This is a genomic window from Parvimonas micra, assembly GCF_021300775.1.
In the GTDB taxonomy this organism is placed as follows: Bacteria; Bacillota; Clostridia; order Tissierellales; family Peptoniphilaceae; genus Parvimonas.
Genome location: NZ_JAJTJP010000003.1, coordinates 268,257 through 281,324 on the forward strand (window position 1 = coordinate 268,257; position 13,068 = coordinate 281,324).

9 protein-coding genes and 14 tRNA genes are annotated in these 13,068 nt (G+C 29.3%); all 23 read right to left on the bottom strand.

Annotated features, from left to right (window positions below; genetic code table 11):
• Positions 1-136 precede the first annotated feature (136 nt).
• The 23 genes from LW893_RS06485 to LW893_RS06595 all read right to left on the bottom strand — a co-directional run bounded on the left by LW893_RS06485 (position 137) and on the right by LW893_RS06595 (position 12,885).
• The gene (locus LW893_RS06485; protein ID WP_233056475.1) at positions 137-313 is read right to left on the bottom strand and encodes an HTH domain-containing protein; all 177 of its coding nucleotides are present in this window, start codon (positions 311-313) and stop codon (positions 137-139) included.
• A 442-nt stretch (positions 314-755) separates the two neighbouring features.
• Positions 756-831: transfer RNA gene (locus LW893_RS06490), tRNA-Phe, on the bottom strand.
• A 12-nt stretch (positions 832-843) separates the two neighbouring features.
• Positions 844-917: transfer RNA gene (locus LW893_RS06495), tRNA-Trp, on the bottom strand.
• Positions 918-989: 72 nt separating this feature from the next.
• A tRNA-Ile gene (locus LW893_RS06500) sits at positions 990-1,066 on the bottom strand.
• Positions 1,067-1,073: 7 nt separating this feature from the next.
• Positions 1,074-1,164 (bottom strand) — tRNA-Ser (locus LW893_RS06505).
• A 4-nt stretch (positions 1,165-1,168) separates the two neighbouring features.
• Positions 1,169-1,257: transfer RNA gene (locus LW893_RS06510), tRNA-Ser, on the bottom strand.
• Between the two features lie 5 nt (positions 1,258-1,262).
• Positions 1,263-1,338 (bottom strand) — tRNA-Lys (locus LW893_RS06515).
• A 7-nt stretch (positions 1,339-1,345) separates the two neighbouring features.
• Positions 1,346-1,422: transfer RNA gene (locus LW893_RS06520), tRNA-Gln, on the bottom strand.
• A 5-nt stretch (positions 1,423-1,427) separates the two neighbouring features.
• Positions 1,428-1,504, bottom strand: a tRNA-Arg gene (locus tag LW893_RS06525).
• Positions 1,505-1,508: 4 nt separating this feature from the next.
• Positions 1,509-1,582, bottom strand: a tRNA-Gly gene (locus LW893_RS06530).
• 39 nt (positions 1,583-1,621) lie between these two features.
• A tRNA-Tyr gene (locus LW893_RS06535) sits at positions 1,622-1,706 on the bottom strand.
• A 22-nt stretch (positions 1,707-1,728) separates the two neighbouring features.
• A tRNA-Thr gene (locus tag LW893_RS06540) sits at positions 1,729-1,804 on the bottom strand.
• Positions 1,805-1,811: 7 nt separating this feature from the next.
• Positions 1,812-1,888, bottom strand: a tRNA-Asp gene (locus LW893_RS06545).
• A gap of 5 nt (positions 1,889-1,893) precedes the next feature.
• A tRNA-Val gene (locus tag LW893_RS06550) sits at positions 1,894-1,969 on the bottom strand.
• Positions 1,970-1,999: 30 nt separating this feature from the next.
• Positions 2,000-2,074: transfer RNA gene (locus LW893_RS06555), tRNA-Glu, on the bottom strand.
• A gap of 191 nt (positions 2,075-2,265) precedes the next feature.
• A complete protein-coding gene (gene tsaD, locus LW893_RS06560) occupies positions 2,266-3,276 on the bottom strand; it encodes a tRNA (adenosine(37)-N6)-threonylcarbamoyltransferase complex transferase subunit TsaD (RefSeq protein ID WP_233056476.1) in 1,011 nt (336 codons plus the stop codon).
• On the bottom strand, positions 3,276-3,707 hold the full coding sequence (gene rimI, locus LW893_RS06565; protein WP_233056477.1) for a ribosomal protein S18-alanine N-acetyltransferase: 432 nt from the start codon (positions 3,705-3,707) through the stop codon (positions 3,276-3,278). The genes tsaD and rimI overlap by 1 nt, the downstream gene beginning before the upstream one ends.
• Complete coding sequence (gene tsaB, locus LW893_RS06570; RefSeq protein WP_233056478.1) at positions 3,708-4,391, bottom strand: tRNA (adenosine(37)-N6)-threonylcarbamoyltransferase complex dimerization subunit type 1 TsaB; 684 nt, start codon at positions 4,389-4,391, stop codon at positions 3,708-3,710. It abuts the gene before it with no gap.
• Positions 4,391-4,840: a tRNA (adenosine(37)-N6)-threonylcarbamoyltransferase complex ATPase subunit type 1 TsaE gene (gene tsaE / locus LW893_RS06575; RefSeq protein WP_233056479.1), complete on the bottom strand. Its 450-nt coding sequence runs from the start codon at positions 4,838-4,840 to the stop codon at positions 4,391-4,393. The genes tsaB and tsaE overlap by 1 nt, the downstream gene beginning before the upstream one ends.
• A gap of 144 nt (positions 4,841-4,984) precedes the next feature.
• Positions 4,985-9,502 carry a leucine-rich repeat domain-containing protein gene (locus LW893_RS06580; RefSeq protein ID WP_233056480.1) on the bottom strand — a complete coding sequence of 1,506 codons (4,518 nt, stop codon included), beginning with the start codon at positions 9,500-9,502 and terminating at the stop codon, positions 4,985-4,987.
• A gap of 157 nt (positions 9,503-9,659) precedes the next feature.
• Positions 9,660-10,505: a YjjW family glycine radical enzyme activase gene (locus tag LW893_RS06585; RefSeq protein WP_233056481.1), complete on the bottom strand. Its 846-nt coding sequence runs from the start codon at positions 10,503-10,505 to the stop codon at positions 9,660-9,662.
• Positions 10,495-12,030, bottom strand: coding sequence for a YjjI family glycine radical enzyme (locus LW893_RS06590; protein ID WP_233056482.1), 1,536 nt, complete (start codon positions 12,028-12,030; stop codon positions 10,495-10,497). The genes LW893_RS06585 and LW893_RS06590 overlap by 11 nt, the downstream gene beginning before the upstream one ends.
• Positions 12,031-12,417: 387 nt before the next feature.
• A complete protein-coding gene (locus LW893_RS06595) occupies positions 12,418-12,885 on the bottom strand; it encodes a GNAT family N-acetyltransferase (protein ID WP_233056483.1) in 468 nt (155 codons plus the stop codon).
• Positions 12,886-13,068: the final 183 nt, after the last annotated feature.

The window sequence follows — 13,068 nt, forward strand, 5'->3', positions numbered from 1 at the left end:
TTTATATCAATTAATAATAATTGTCAATATCGAATTTTAAACAATATTTTATTTTTATAAAAACAAAAATTAAATAAAAAAGAACACCCTTACATAAGAGCATTCTTTTAATAAAATAAATTTAACATCTTTTTAATTACTTTTCAACAGAATAATAACATCTCTTTGGTGAAATAACTTTTTCTTCTGCCTTTAATTTCTTTAAAACTTTATCTACTTCAGCCTTATCTACTCCTAATCTTTCGGAAATTTCTCCACTTTTAAGAGGTTCTGAAGATTTTAGTAAATCAATAATTTTTTCATTTAATTCCATTATTATCCCTCCTTTTACTTGCTATTAATATTATACCAAAAATTTTCACTTAAAAATAGACAAAAAAAATCCTGCACTCGCAGGAATAATAGCAATCCGTAACAGATTTCTCGAATTACAGATCTGGTGCCCAGAGGCGGAATCGAACCACCGACACGAGGATTTTCAGTCCTCTGACTCTTCCAGATGATAATTATTTTTTAACAATTCAATTTTACTTACTTTTTTAAGATTTTCATTATTTTAGTTTTTCTTAACTCATCTTCTCGTACTTCGTACTAGACTAAGATATTGCCTAAAAACAACTTCGTTGTTTTTGCCACTCTCTTATACCGACTTTTCGCTATCTGGGCTTAATATATTCTTCTAAAAATGAGCAAAAAAAAATCCTGCACTCGCAGGAATAATAGCAATCCGTAACAGATTTCTCGAATTACAGATCTGGTGCCCAGAGGCGGAATCGAACCACCGACACGAGGATTTTCAGTCCTCTGCTCTACCGACTGAGCTATCTGGGCATATTATGTAAATGGCAGGGGTAGAAGGAATCGAACCCTCATCAGCGGTTTTGGAGACCGACATTCTACCGTTGAACTATACCCCTACAATATTAATCCTTTATTTTAGCTCTATAAAATAAGAGATATTTCTAAAAAAGAAATATCTGCAGATAATTTGGTGGGCCTTCAGGGACTTGAACCCGGGACCTACCGGTTATGAGCCGGGCGCTCTAACCAACTGAGCTAAAGGCCCAAATTATTGGCGGAGAAAGAGGGATTTGAACCCTCGCATCCCGTAAAGGATCTACTCCCTTAGCAGGGGAGCCTCTTCAGCCACTTGAGTATTTCTCCATTGTGGCGGAGAGGGTGGGATTCGAACCCACGTGGGCGTGAACCCAAACGGTTTTCAAGACCGCCTCGTTATGACCACTTCGATACCTCTCCATGAATGGTGATCCATCGGGGATTCGAACCCCGGACACCCTGATTAAAAGTCAGGTGCTCTACCGGCTGAGCTAATGAATCATAAAATTGGCTGGGGTAGCAGGACTCGAACCTGCGGAATGCTAGAGTCAAAGTCTAGTGCCTTACCGACTTGGCTATACCCCAAAGGTTGGCGCACCTAAGAGGATTCGAACCTCTGGCACACGGATTAGAAGTCCGTTGCTCTATCCAGCTGAGCTATAGGTGCAAAATGGAGCGGGTGAAGGGAATCGAACCCTCGCAACCAGCTTGGAAGGCTGGGGCTCTACCACTGAGCTACACCCGCATATAATCTCAAACTTTATGGTCTTAACAAAAATTAAATTGGTGGAGGAGAGTGGATTCGAACCACTGAAAGCGCAGCTAACGGATTTACAGTCCGTCCCCTTTGGCCACTCGGGAACTCCTCCATATAACCTACATAAAGTAGATTGGAGCTGGTGGGAGGACTTGAACCCCTAACCTACTGATTACAAGTCAGTTGCTCTACCAATTGAGCTACACCAGCATATTAGTGGCGACCTGGATGGGACTCGAACCCACGACCTCTAGCGTGACAGGCTAGCATTCTAACCAACTGAACTACCAGGCCATATTTGGTGGGCACAATAGGGCTCGAACCTATGACCCCCTGCTTGTAAGGCAGATGCTCTCCCAACTGAGCTATGCGCCCAAATATAACCACAAACCTACTAAATAAAAGTGGTGACCCCACCGGGATTCGAACCCGGGTTACCGCCGTGAAAGGGCGATGTCTTAACCGCTTGACCATGGGGCCTTATCAATCAATCTCTGTATTAAAATTGACTGCCTAATAATTATATACCATAACTAACTATTTGTCAATACTTTTTTGATTTTTTTGAATTCAAACTCTTTTAAAAATGCATTTCTCAAACAGTTACTCGAATATTATACACTTTATTTTTTTAGTTGTCAACACTTTTACAAAAAAATTTTTTGTGAAATTTACAATTCTAAATTAGGTTCAACATTTAAAGTTAAATCACTTCTAATCCCTGAAATATACTCATAATAGCCAGAAGATGCTATCATCGCAGCATTATCTGTACAAAGTATTTTTGACGGAAAATATGATTTGAAATTATTTTTTTCACACATTTTTTCTATCTCTGCTCTTAATGTATTATTAGCTGAAACTCCACCTGAAACTACAAGTTTATCTAAGTTTTTCTCTTTCATAAGTCTTTCTGTTTTGTAGATTAGAACGTCGAAAACTGCTCTTTGGAAGCTAGCACAGACATCTTCTTTTGAAATTTCTTCATTTTTTTGTTTTTTACTATTTAAATAGTTAAGAACTGCTGTTTTTAAGCCACTAAAACTAAAGTTATAACTATTTTTATCAAGCATTACTCTAGGAAAATCTATAGCTTCTTCATTTCCAAGTTTTGCTAGTTTTTCAACTTCTGGACCTCCTGGATAATTCATTCCAAGGCATCTTGCTACCTTATCATAAGCTTCTCCACAAGCATCATCAATTGTCTTTCCTATAACTTCCATATCATTATAACCTTTAACATGCACAAGATAAGTATGTCCTCCCGATACTAAAAGACATATAAATGGAGGTTCTAATTCTTTATGAGTTATTAATGCAGCACAAATATGACCTTTCATATGGTTAACTCCTATTAAAGGTTTTTTACAAGCATATGATAAAGCCTTTGCTTCAGAAATTCCAACAAGTAAAGCTCCTACAAGTCCAGGACCTTTAGTTACAGCAATAGCATCTATTTCTTCTATAGTAATTTTAGCCTCATCTAAAGCTTCTCTCACTATATTATTAATAACTTCTAAATGCATTCTACTAGCTACTTCTGGAACAACTCCGCCGAATTTTTTATGCATATCTATTTGAGAAGAAATTATATTAGAAATAACTTCCCTACCATTTTTTACAACAGCAACACTTGTTTCATCACAACTGCTTTCTATTGCCATTATTTTAATATCTTTCATTAAACTACCTCTTTTAACATCATAATTCCATTTTCTTTTGGATTATTATAATAGTCAACAATTTTTCTAATTTCTACAAATCCACATTTTTTGTATAAATTTCTTGCAGGTATATTGTTTTCTCGTACTTCTAAAAATATTTTAGAAACATCTCTTAACTTTAATTCTTTTATTAAAAATTCAATGAGATTATAAGCTATTTGTTTGTTTCTAAAATCTTTTGAAACTACAATTTTATAGATTTCTGCTTCATCAAAAATTTGATTAAATAAAACATAACCTACAACATCTTTCTCTTTTGCTACTAATACTTTCTTATTTTCAATATATTCGATATAAAATTTTTCATCAAAATTATTAGAAAAATACTCTTTATCAAAATTTAAAATATCAAATACATCATTACTTACTGCGTATCTGTATGAAATCATCTACTTACCTTTATTCTCCAAATCTCTTTGTGCTTGTGAAAGTCTAACATACTCAGGACTCAAACTAAAACAGTCTGAAATATCTCCTCTTTCATATTTTTGTTTCCCTATAACACATGCATTTTTTGAAATGCAACTATTTAAACAAGCAGGAGTAATTTCAAAATTTTTGTTTTCTAAAATTCTATCCTTGTAAAGATTAACACAATCACCAACAAATACAAATTCACCTTTATTTGAGAATTCTTCTAAAAGTTCATCAATAGTCAAAAGAGCAGGTGCAACTATATTTTCATTATTTATTCCCTCATAAACTCCATAATAGACTCTTTCACCTCTTGCATCTATCAAAGGAATTTTCTTTTTATCAGAAAACACACCAAAAGAAAGAGCTTCCAATGTATTTACAGCAACTATCGGTTTATTTAAAGCCATAGCTAATGCCTTAACAACCGTAACCCCTATTCTTATTCCTGTAAAAGATCCAGGTCCAGTAACAGCAACGAATAAATCTATATCTTCTATATCAATATTTAATTTTTTAAGCATTTCATCAACCATAACAAGTAAAATCTCATTATGACTCATACTTTGATTTATGCTAAAATCTCCAACAATATTATTGTCATCCATAACCGCACATGAACTGTGAGTTGTTGACGTATCTATCGCTAAAATTTTCATTATAATCCCTCTATAATTTCCATTTCTCTTTTATTATTTCCCTTTATCACTATTTTTCTAGAGCTTTCAGAAATTTTTAAAATTTCAATTTCAATTAAATTTTTAGGAAGTAAATATCCTCCATTTTCTGCCCACTCAATCACAGTAACTCCGTCTGGATAAAAGTAATTTTCATAATCTATTTGGTAAAGTTCTTCTGGAGAATCAATTCTGTATAAATCCATATGATTAAATTCAAATTTTCCAGAATATAAATTAACTAAATTAAAAGTTGGTGAAGTAATATCTTCTTCAATTCCTAAATTCTTACCTAAAAATTTAGTCAAAGTAGTTTTCCCAGCTCCAAGATCACCAATTAAGGAAATTACATCTCCGTTTTTTAATGTTTTTGAAAATCTTTTAGAAAAATTATCACATTCATCTAAAGAATTTAAAATAATCTCTAACAAATTTTCCCTCCTATTTTCTAAATATAAATTATATTATATTTTATTATAATATATTTTTGATAATTAAATTAATGTTATTATATCACAAAAATTATTTTTATAACAGTAAAACAAAAAGGAGACTAGCAGTCTCCTTAATATTCTTTATTCTGAAATTTTTATATTTAAAACAATCTTTCCAGAAATTGATGGTGGTTGACTATAATCTCCATACCCTTCAACTTCATAGTTTTCAACATAAATATCATAAGTTTCGCTGAACTCATTTTTATCTTGAACTTTTATTTTTATTTTATCTGACTCAAAAGTTAGATTTGGATTCTTTCCTGATTCATCATCTGTGGCTTCAATAGACATATCATTCCAATCTTTTAACGGATTATCTATCTCTATAAAACCATCTTTTATATCATTTTTCTTAACTTTAACTGGGATTTCCAATTTTTCAAAATTGAACATTCTAATTCTATCTTCGTTTTCAGTTGCATTAACAGCACTTCTAGTTGAAAATGTCTTTAGCCAATCAAAATCTTCCTTTGTGATTTCGTCAACAAATAAAGTATTTATTCCATTAAGATTTTTAATATTCTTAATATAATTTTTAAGATTTTCATTTTTATCGATATATAGTCTATGCAATTTTGGTAGTTTTTCTAAACTTGAAATATCTGATATCTTATTATTTCTAAGATGTAAAGCTTCAAGATTTTTTAGTTCTTCAAGATTAGAGATATCTGATAACTTGTTATCTCTAAGATATAGAGTAATTAATCTTTGTAATTTTGATAAATTAGGTAAATTTACTATTTTATTATTATCTAAATCCAATCTTTCTAAAGTTTCCATATCTTTAATAGGTGTTATATCAATAATCTCATTATCTTGCAAGCTTAATTGCTTTAATTTTAATTTTTCAAAAGCTTTAATACCACTTAAATTTGTTTGTGAAATAATAACTTTTTCTAAAGATTCATTTTTTGAAAAATCTATATTTTCTGGAAATATTTCTTTTTTTGCATGTTTATAATCTTGATTTTGATAAATAAATTGTTTTAATTTTGATGTTTTAGACAAAAAATCAAAGTTATTTACACTTCTAGTTAAGTTAGATTTATTTAATTCTACCTTAAACTCCTCTAAATTCTTAGAATATTTTAAAGGTTCTATCATTTTATCAGTAACATTCTTATCTGCAACAACAAAAGATTTCAACATTTCCATATCTTCTTTAGTAAAATTTTTATCTTTCTTAGGTTTGTTTTTTTCGTTAAAAAGTTTATTTGCTTCATCTGTTAAATTTACATATTTCTTATGAAACTTACTATACTTATTAAACAAATCAAAATAAAAATCTTTATACTCATCAGAAACAATTTCTTCGTCAGCATTAAATTTAAGTTTTACATTCTTTAATGTCCAAGTATATTCATCTAATGACATTTTTAAATTCAAATCTAATTCTTTTCCTTTATTTTCTGCAATAACATCATCAGATATATTTAGAGTTATCGTATTTGAATCTAAATCATAACTTGCTTCTATTCCTTCTTTTCCAGTTGAAATTTCGCTAAATGGATTTAAAGCTTCTTCTGCACCAAAAACTTCTCCTAAAGCTTCTCCAAGTTCTTTTATTCCCTTGAAAGGTGTAACAAAAGAAACTTCATTATCATTTACTTCAACAGTTTTTCCAAAATCTACAGTTTGTCCTGAAAATTGCATACTTCCAATGCCTTCGTTTAAAGCATCTCCAAGTCTTTTTGCAAGATAATCTCCAAGCCCTTCATAATTTTTAACTCTATTTCCTGAAATATCTAAGTGTTCAATTTTATCAAATCCTTTGATTATTGAAACATCTTCAATTCTATTAGCAGACAAATCTAAGAATGTTAATTTTTTCAAATTCTTCAAAGCAGAAATATCAGTAATTCCTTTAGATATTATTTTGTGACTCTCATCACCACCAACCGTAACATTATAATGCAAATCTAATCCTGTTAAATTTGTTAAATTTGCAAGAGGTGATATATCTTCAATTAAATTGTTGTATAATTTTAAAAATTTAAGATTTGTTAATTTTTCTAATGGTTTAATATCAACAATTCTATTTCTTTGAATTTCTAAGTATTCTAATTTAGTTAAATCTTTAAGTGGTGTAATATCTGAAATTTCATTTTCGTTTAATTTTAACTTTTTAAGATTTTTTGCATATTCTAAACCTTTAATGCTTTTCATGCCTCTTGTAACAGCAAATTTAAAGTCTTTTGTTCCTGCTAAACTTGTTGGTACTCCAAGTATAGAGTATTTTGCATTTTCGCTAAAATCAGCACTTCCATCTTCTTTTAAGAAAATAGATAATTCTGTTAAACTTTCCATTTCTTCAACAGTAACTTTTTGGTCATCAGGTCTATTTTTGTCTAAATTTTTATTTATTACTTTTAAAAGTTTTCCATCTTCAATATTAACATATTTATCTGAAGCTTTAGTTAATTTTAAATTTGCATATAATTCAGTTGGAATATTCGCATAATCCATTTCATTTTCAAAATCATATTTAACTTTTACTTCTAAACCGTCATTTGAAATATTGTTAAAAGCTTCATCAGATAGAGTTAATTTTAATTTACCATTTTCTAAAGCAACACTAATACCTTCAGTTTCAGTGCTAACAGTAGGATTCCCACCTTTAGCAATCTTATCTAGTCCAACATAAGGATTATCAACTTCTACAACCTTATCATTAGCTTCTACATTTTCAATATTTACATTTTGATTATGAATAACTTTTTCAAAAATAGTACTCTTATCATTTATTGATGAAAAATCTTTAACTCTATTTCCATCAATTTTAACACTCGCAAGTTCATTTAAGTCTTTAAGAGCTGAAATATCAGAAATCTTATTATTTGAAAGAACTACATTTGAAAGCTTGCTTAATGATTTTAAAGCATCTATATTTTCTACATTATTCTTATCTAAATATAAATAAGTTAAGTCTTTTAAATTACTTATAGCTTCAATATTTTCAACATTATTTTTATTTAAGTTTAAGCTTGTTAATTTATTTACTTTTTCTAAGAATGAAACATCTGAAATCTTGTTATTTTGAAGATTTAAATCATCAAGCTTAGTAAGATGTGTTAAATTAAAGTTGTCTAGATTATTTCCCTTTAAGCTTAATTTATTTAATTTTGTCAAACCATCAATAACGGAAATATCTTTAATTTTATTATTTCCTAAATCTAAATTTTCTAATAATTTTAAGTCTTTTAAAGCACTAATATCTTCAATATTATTATTATCAGCTCTTAAATATGTTAATTTATCAAGATCTTTTACATTACTAATATCTGATATTTTATTTGAATATATATCTAATAGATTTAATTTTTTAAAGTTTTTAACGATGCTAATATCTGGAACTTTATTAACAGCAATATCAAAATCTTCTAAATTTGTAAGATCTTTCAACGAACTAACATCTGAAATGTTATTATGTGAAATATATAAATGTTTTAATTGAGTTAAATCCTTTAAAGGAGTAACATCTGATATTTCATTATGAGAAAGTCTTAATAATTCAAGATTTTTAAGTCCAGCAAGTGGTGTTAAATCTTTAATTGCTCCTTCTGAATATCTTATTGCTTTATCGTCATCAGGAATTTCTCCTGAAGAAATTGTAAGAGTTTTTAAGTTTTTACAATATTCAAGACCTTTAATACTACTAACTTCTATAAGTTCATCTTCAGCAGCATTCATTCCTCTAATTCCAATAGATTCAATTTTTTCTAAATCGCTCTTATAGATTTCATTTGAATTTTTATCTTTTCTATATGATTTATCATTAAGTTTAAAGTTATATTCATTCATTTCAACTTCAAAACTATCTTCACCTTCATAAGCATGTAACTTATCAAGAATGAATTGTTTTAAATTTTCATCTTCAAACTCAACAATTTTATCTTCTTCCTCATCATCAACAGGATTGTTTTCCCCTGGATTATTTCCTCCTGGATTGTTTCCTCCCTGATTATTTTCTCCAGTAGAATCGGTATCATTCCACAATAACACTCCAGTGTATTCATAAGTATTTCCACTTACAACTATATTCCCATTTAAATCAGTAGAATTTTTGTATTCTGTATCTGCACTTGAACTAAATCCTAAAACTGAAGACATTAATATTCCAGTTCCAACTGCTACTGACAATAATCTCTTAGCATTTCTTTTCTTTGATACTAATACACAAACTATTCCTACTATTCCAGCAACTGCTATTGTTACATTTACCTTGTAAACCCCACTAATTCCTGTCTTTGCAAGTTTTCCATTCTTTATACTATTTTCAATAGCTTGAACTATTTCAAATTGTAACTTTTCGCTTTCTAATACTTTCTTTTCTCCAGCTTTTATATCGCCAAGATTTAATTCTTTTCCCTTAACTATCTTTAAACCTTTGATATCTTCTGATTTTACCTTAACTCCAATCATATCTTTTCCAGTATTATTTTCAACAGAAATTTTAAAAACTCCATCTCCATCTGCAATTAAATTAACAGTTAGTCCATCTTTGTTATAAACTACCGTTTCATTAGCTGCATGACTTACTTGTGAAAAAGACAAACCGCATAGTAAAGCTAATCCTAATGCACTTTTCTTATTCATTTAATCCCTCCTAAAAAATAAATATATACTGTTATTTTAACATATAATTGTAATTAAGTATAATAAAAAATACTTATGTACGGAAGATTAACAATTAATTTTTTCTATATAAAAAAAGAACTATTAAATAGTTCTTTTGTTTAAAATTTACGAGAATTTAAACAATAATAACATCTTCAAAACCGTTTTGAAGTGCAATTTGCTTTAATTCTTCCATCTCTTCATCAACTGGAGCTGAGAACATACTATATTCTTCTCTAACCCCATATTTTCTATATTTTATTATTTTGTATCTAATTTTATGTCCCATTTTTATGTATTTGGAAAGCATCTTTGTAATCTTGTCAACAGTTGTTCTATTGTCCATTCCAGCAATTGTTACTGTTCTTATCTCAAAAAGTTTATCTAAACTCGCAAGATAATCTGCATTTTCCAAAACGACATCAACCTTAGTTTTCGTTATAAAAAGATGCTCTTCATTGTAAAAAGCCTTTATATCAAGCATAAAAGCATCTGAAACTTCAACAAATTCAGGCAGTCTCTTAAAAGGTATTCCACCATTTGTATCGACAAAACAAGTAAGACCAAGTTTTTTAACCTCAGTAAAAAGTGGAGTTAAAAACTTATGTTGAAGTGTACATTCTCCACCACTAACAGTAATTCCTCTAATAAATGGAATATTCTTTTTTATTCTCTCAACAGTTTCTTCAACAGTCCAATTATATATCTTTGGTGTTGAAAGATGTGGACAAACTCTAATACATTCATCACAATTTATACAAGTCTTATCGTTCCAAACAATTTTCCCGTTAACATTTGTTAAACTCTTTGTTGAACAAGAAGGAATACATTCCATACAATTAATACAATGTTTTATAGTTTCAGGATTATGGCAATAAAAACAATTAAAATTACAACCCTGAAGGAAAATAGACGTCCTGTTTCCAGGTCCGTCTACCACCGACATATCTATTATTTTATTTATAATTCCTTTATTTGACATCTCTAACCTTACGTTCTAATAGATGATACTTTTCAAAAGCATCTCTAGCATATTGAACAGTATCGTAGCTTACTCTTTCTCCGTCAATGAATTTTTGCATATCTGATTTTTTAACCAAATAACCAGTTACACGAATCAAATCTCCATTTTCTCCATAGCATGAAATATATCTCATATTCAATCTAAATGCAGCTTTAAAGATATCTAAAACGGCAGATGGATTCTTTTCAGCAGTTTCGTCAAATGGGAAGTGATCACCAATTCCTGATGGGAAATATTTGTGGAATAATGCTGAATGTTTAATATGATCATACATTGGTACTTCTTTACCAATTCTAATTCTAACACCTGCACTATCTTCAATATCATCTTGTGCTCCTACTTGTGAGTGTAGCATAAATCTATGATTCCAGAAAGTTGAATATTTGCTTTCAAAAGAATTAACTCTCTTTTCAACAAAATCCATAACTTCAACTCCAAGTTCATTAGCATATTCATCTTTACCAAATTCTAAATCTTTGTTTTCAAATTCTAGAAGTTGTTGAACACATTCATGAAGTCCTACAACTCCAAAAAGTCCAACAAATCTATCTAATTCAACAAATCCTTCTTTAACTAAGAAATTTTCTTTAAAGAAAGGAGTTTCTTCAACTAAGAATTTAATCTTACCTTCCATGAAATTACACATTAAATCAATTGCTTCTGGTAAAACTCTTCCGTAGAAATCTTCTTTTGAACTTGCACTTCTTGCAAGAGAACCAAGTCTTAATCTACTTAGTGTAAAAGCTCCTCCTGAAATTGGAAGACCATTGTAACAACTTGCTATTGCATAATCTCCTTTAAAATCATTTCTATAGTATTTATCATTAGCAAATGCTGGATTTGCAGTTAAAAGAGATGCATAAACTGCCTTTTCTCCAAAATCATCTGGTGTAATATCTTCATCATAAAGAATTGTCATATTTGGAGTAACATTATTTAAAGTTGGAAGTAATTCCAAAATGATTTCTCCTGCAACAGTTTTTTCTGGACCAATATTTGCATGACAGAAACTGTCATTAATTGTTCTATCTAAAGAAACTAAGAACCATTTAATTAATTTTTTAGCTTCTTCTCTATCTGTAATAAATGGATCAAGAAGTTTATCAATCTTACCAATATATACTGGATATCTTGTTACAGAAGGAACATGATGATAAAAAATTAATAAATTATTAATTGCATCAAGTAAAGTTTCTGATTTTTCAAGACGTAAAAATTTACAACCCTCATCCAAAAGTTTTTGATAATTAGGGCAAATGTATCTTGGTGCATAAGGCGCATGACCTTCCCACAAATCGCAGAAACCTCCATTTTCAGAAATTTCAAAAATTCTATCATTTACTGAACTTTCAGGAAAATCATTCAAATTTTCTGCAAGTTTTGCAAGTTGAGAAGTCTTTTGTTCGAAAGTTAAATCCGTAGCCTTAATTATATTCATTGATAATTCTCTTGCTTCTTCTAGTGTTTTTATTTTAGAAATCATAAATACCTCCAATTTTATGTCAAAAAGTCATTTACTATTTACCCATATTATATATTAATAAACCCAAAAATGATACTGTTAATTGTCTTTTTTAAGCAAAAATTTGAAAATTATTGAGAAAAATCTATTAAACTTTTTATAAATTAAAATTTAGTATTTCTCGGATTTCTATAGCAATTATTTTAGAAGATATAATCGCTCCCATCAGAAGTACTTTTTGCTTTTTTTTACTAGCACTTAAATATAATTATGAAAGGAACTTTATGAGATCTCTCCACTACGTTTCACTTCGGTCGAGATGACGTGTTGGGAAATTTTCTTTGCAAAGTGCTATGACGTTAAATATTTAGTTTCTATATATTTTTCGACTTAGATGACTGAGAGTTCCTAATTTTTTATATAGTGAATAATATCCATTTTATCATTTATTCTATCAATTTCTCCAGTCTTTGTATATCCTAATTTTTCGTATAAGTAGCAGTTTCCTTTTTCTTGAAATATTGTATCAAGCTCCCAATTACCTTTACCATGAATTCTTTCTATTTCATAGAAAGCTTTTTGAGCTAACCCTCTATTACGAAATCTCTCCATTATAAATACTGGTGCTACTCTTTTTCTGCTTCCGTCTCTTCTATCAATTACCCGAATGGCACCAACGATATTATTTTCCTCATAAATATAATAAAAGAAAGTATATTCTTGAAGTAATTTAGTTTTGATCTTTTCTTTAGTTTCATTTGCAGGATTAGTATCAAAATCTTGATATTTATCCAATAATTTTTGGAATGCTTGAACTTGCATTTTCCATAATTTTTCTGTGTCCTCAACACTTATTCTAACTAAATTTATATTCACAGTTCACCTCAATTTCTAAATCTACTTCTCTAAAGATTAATATTATGACAAAATTAATTTTATATAAACCTTTTTAGTATTTATAATTATATTTTCATCTCCTATTTTATATGTCATTAATATAGCATTATTATAGCATAAAAAGGGAAATAAAAGAATGGATTGTTTACATTTAAGAGATTT

What these genes read in the sequence shown, in the direction of transcription:
- LW893_RS06485 (WP_233056475.1), bottom strand. Translation starts at nt 313, where the DNA reads ATGGAATTAAATGAAAAAATTATTGATTTACTAAAATCTTCAGAACCT.
- tsaD (WP_233056476.1), bottom strand. Translation starts at nt 3,276, where the DNA reads ATGAAAGATATTAAAATAATGGCAATAGAAAGCAGTTGTGATGAAACA.
- rimI (WP_233056477.1), bottom strand. Translation starts at nt 3,707, where the DNA reads ATGATTTCATACAGATACGCAGTAAGTAATGATGTATTTGATATTTTA.
- tsaB (WP_233056478.1), bottom strand. Translation starts at nt 4,391, where the DNA reads ATGAAAATTTTAGCGATAGATACGTCAACAACTCACAGTTCATGTGCG.
- LW893_RS06580 (WP_233056480.1), bottom strand. Translation starts at nt 9,502, where the DNA reads ATGAATAAGAAAAGTGCATTAGGATTAGCTTTACTATGCGGTTTGTCT.
- LW893_RS06585 (WP_233056481.1), bottom strand. Translation starts at nt 10,505, where the DNA reads ATGTCAAATAAAGGAATTATAAATAAAATAATAGATATGTCGGTGGTA.
- LW893_RS06590 (WP_233056482.1), bottom strand. Translation starts at nt 12,030, where the DNA reads ATGATTTCTAAAATAAAAACACTAGAAGAAGCAAGAGAATTATCAATG.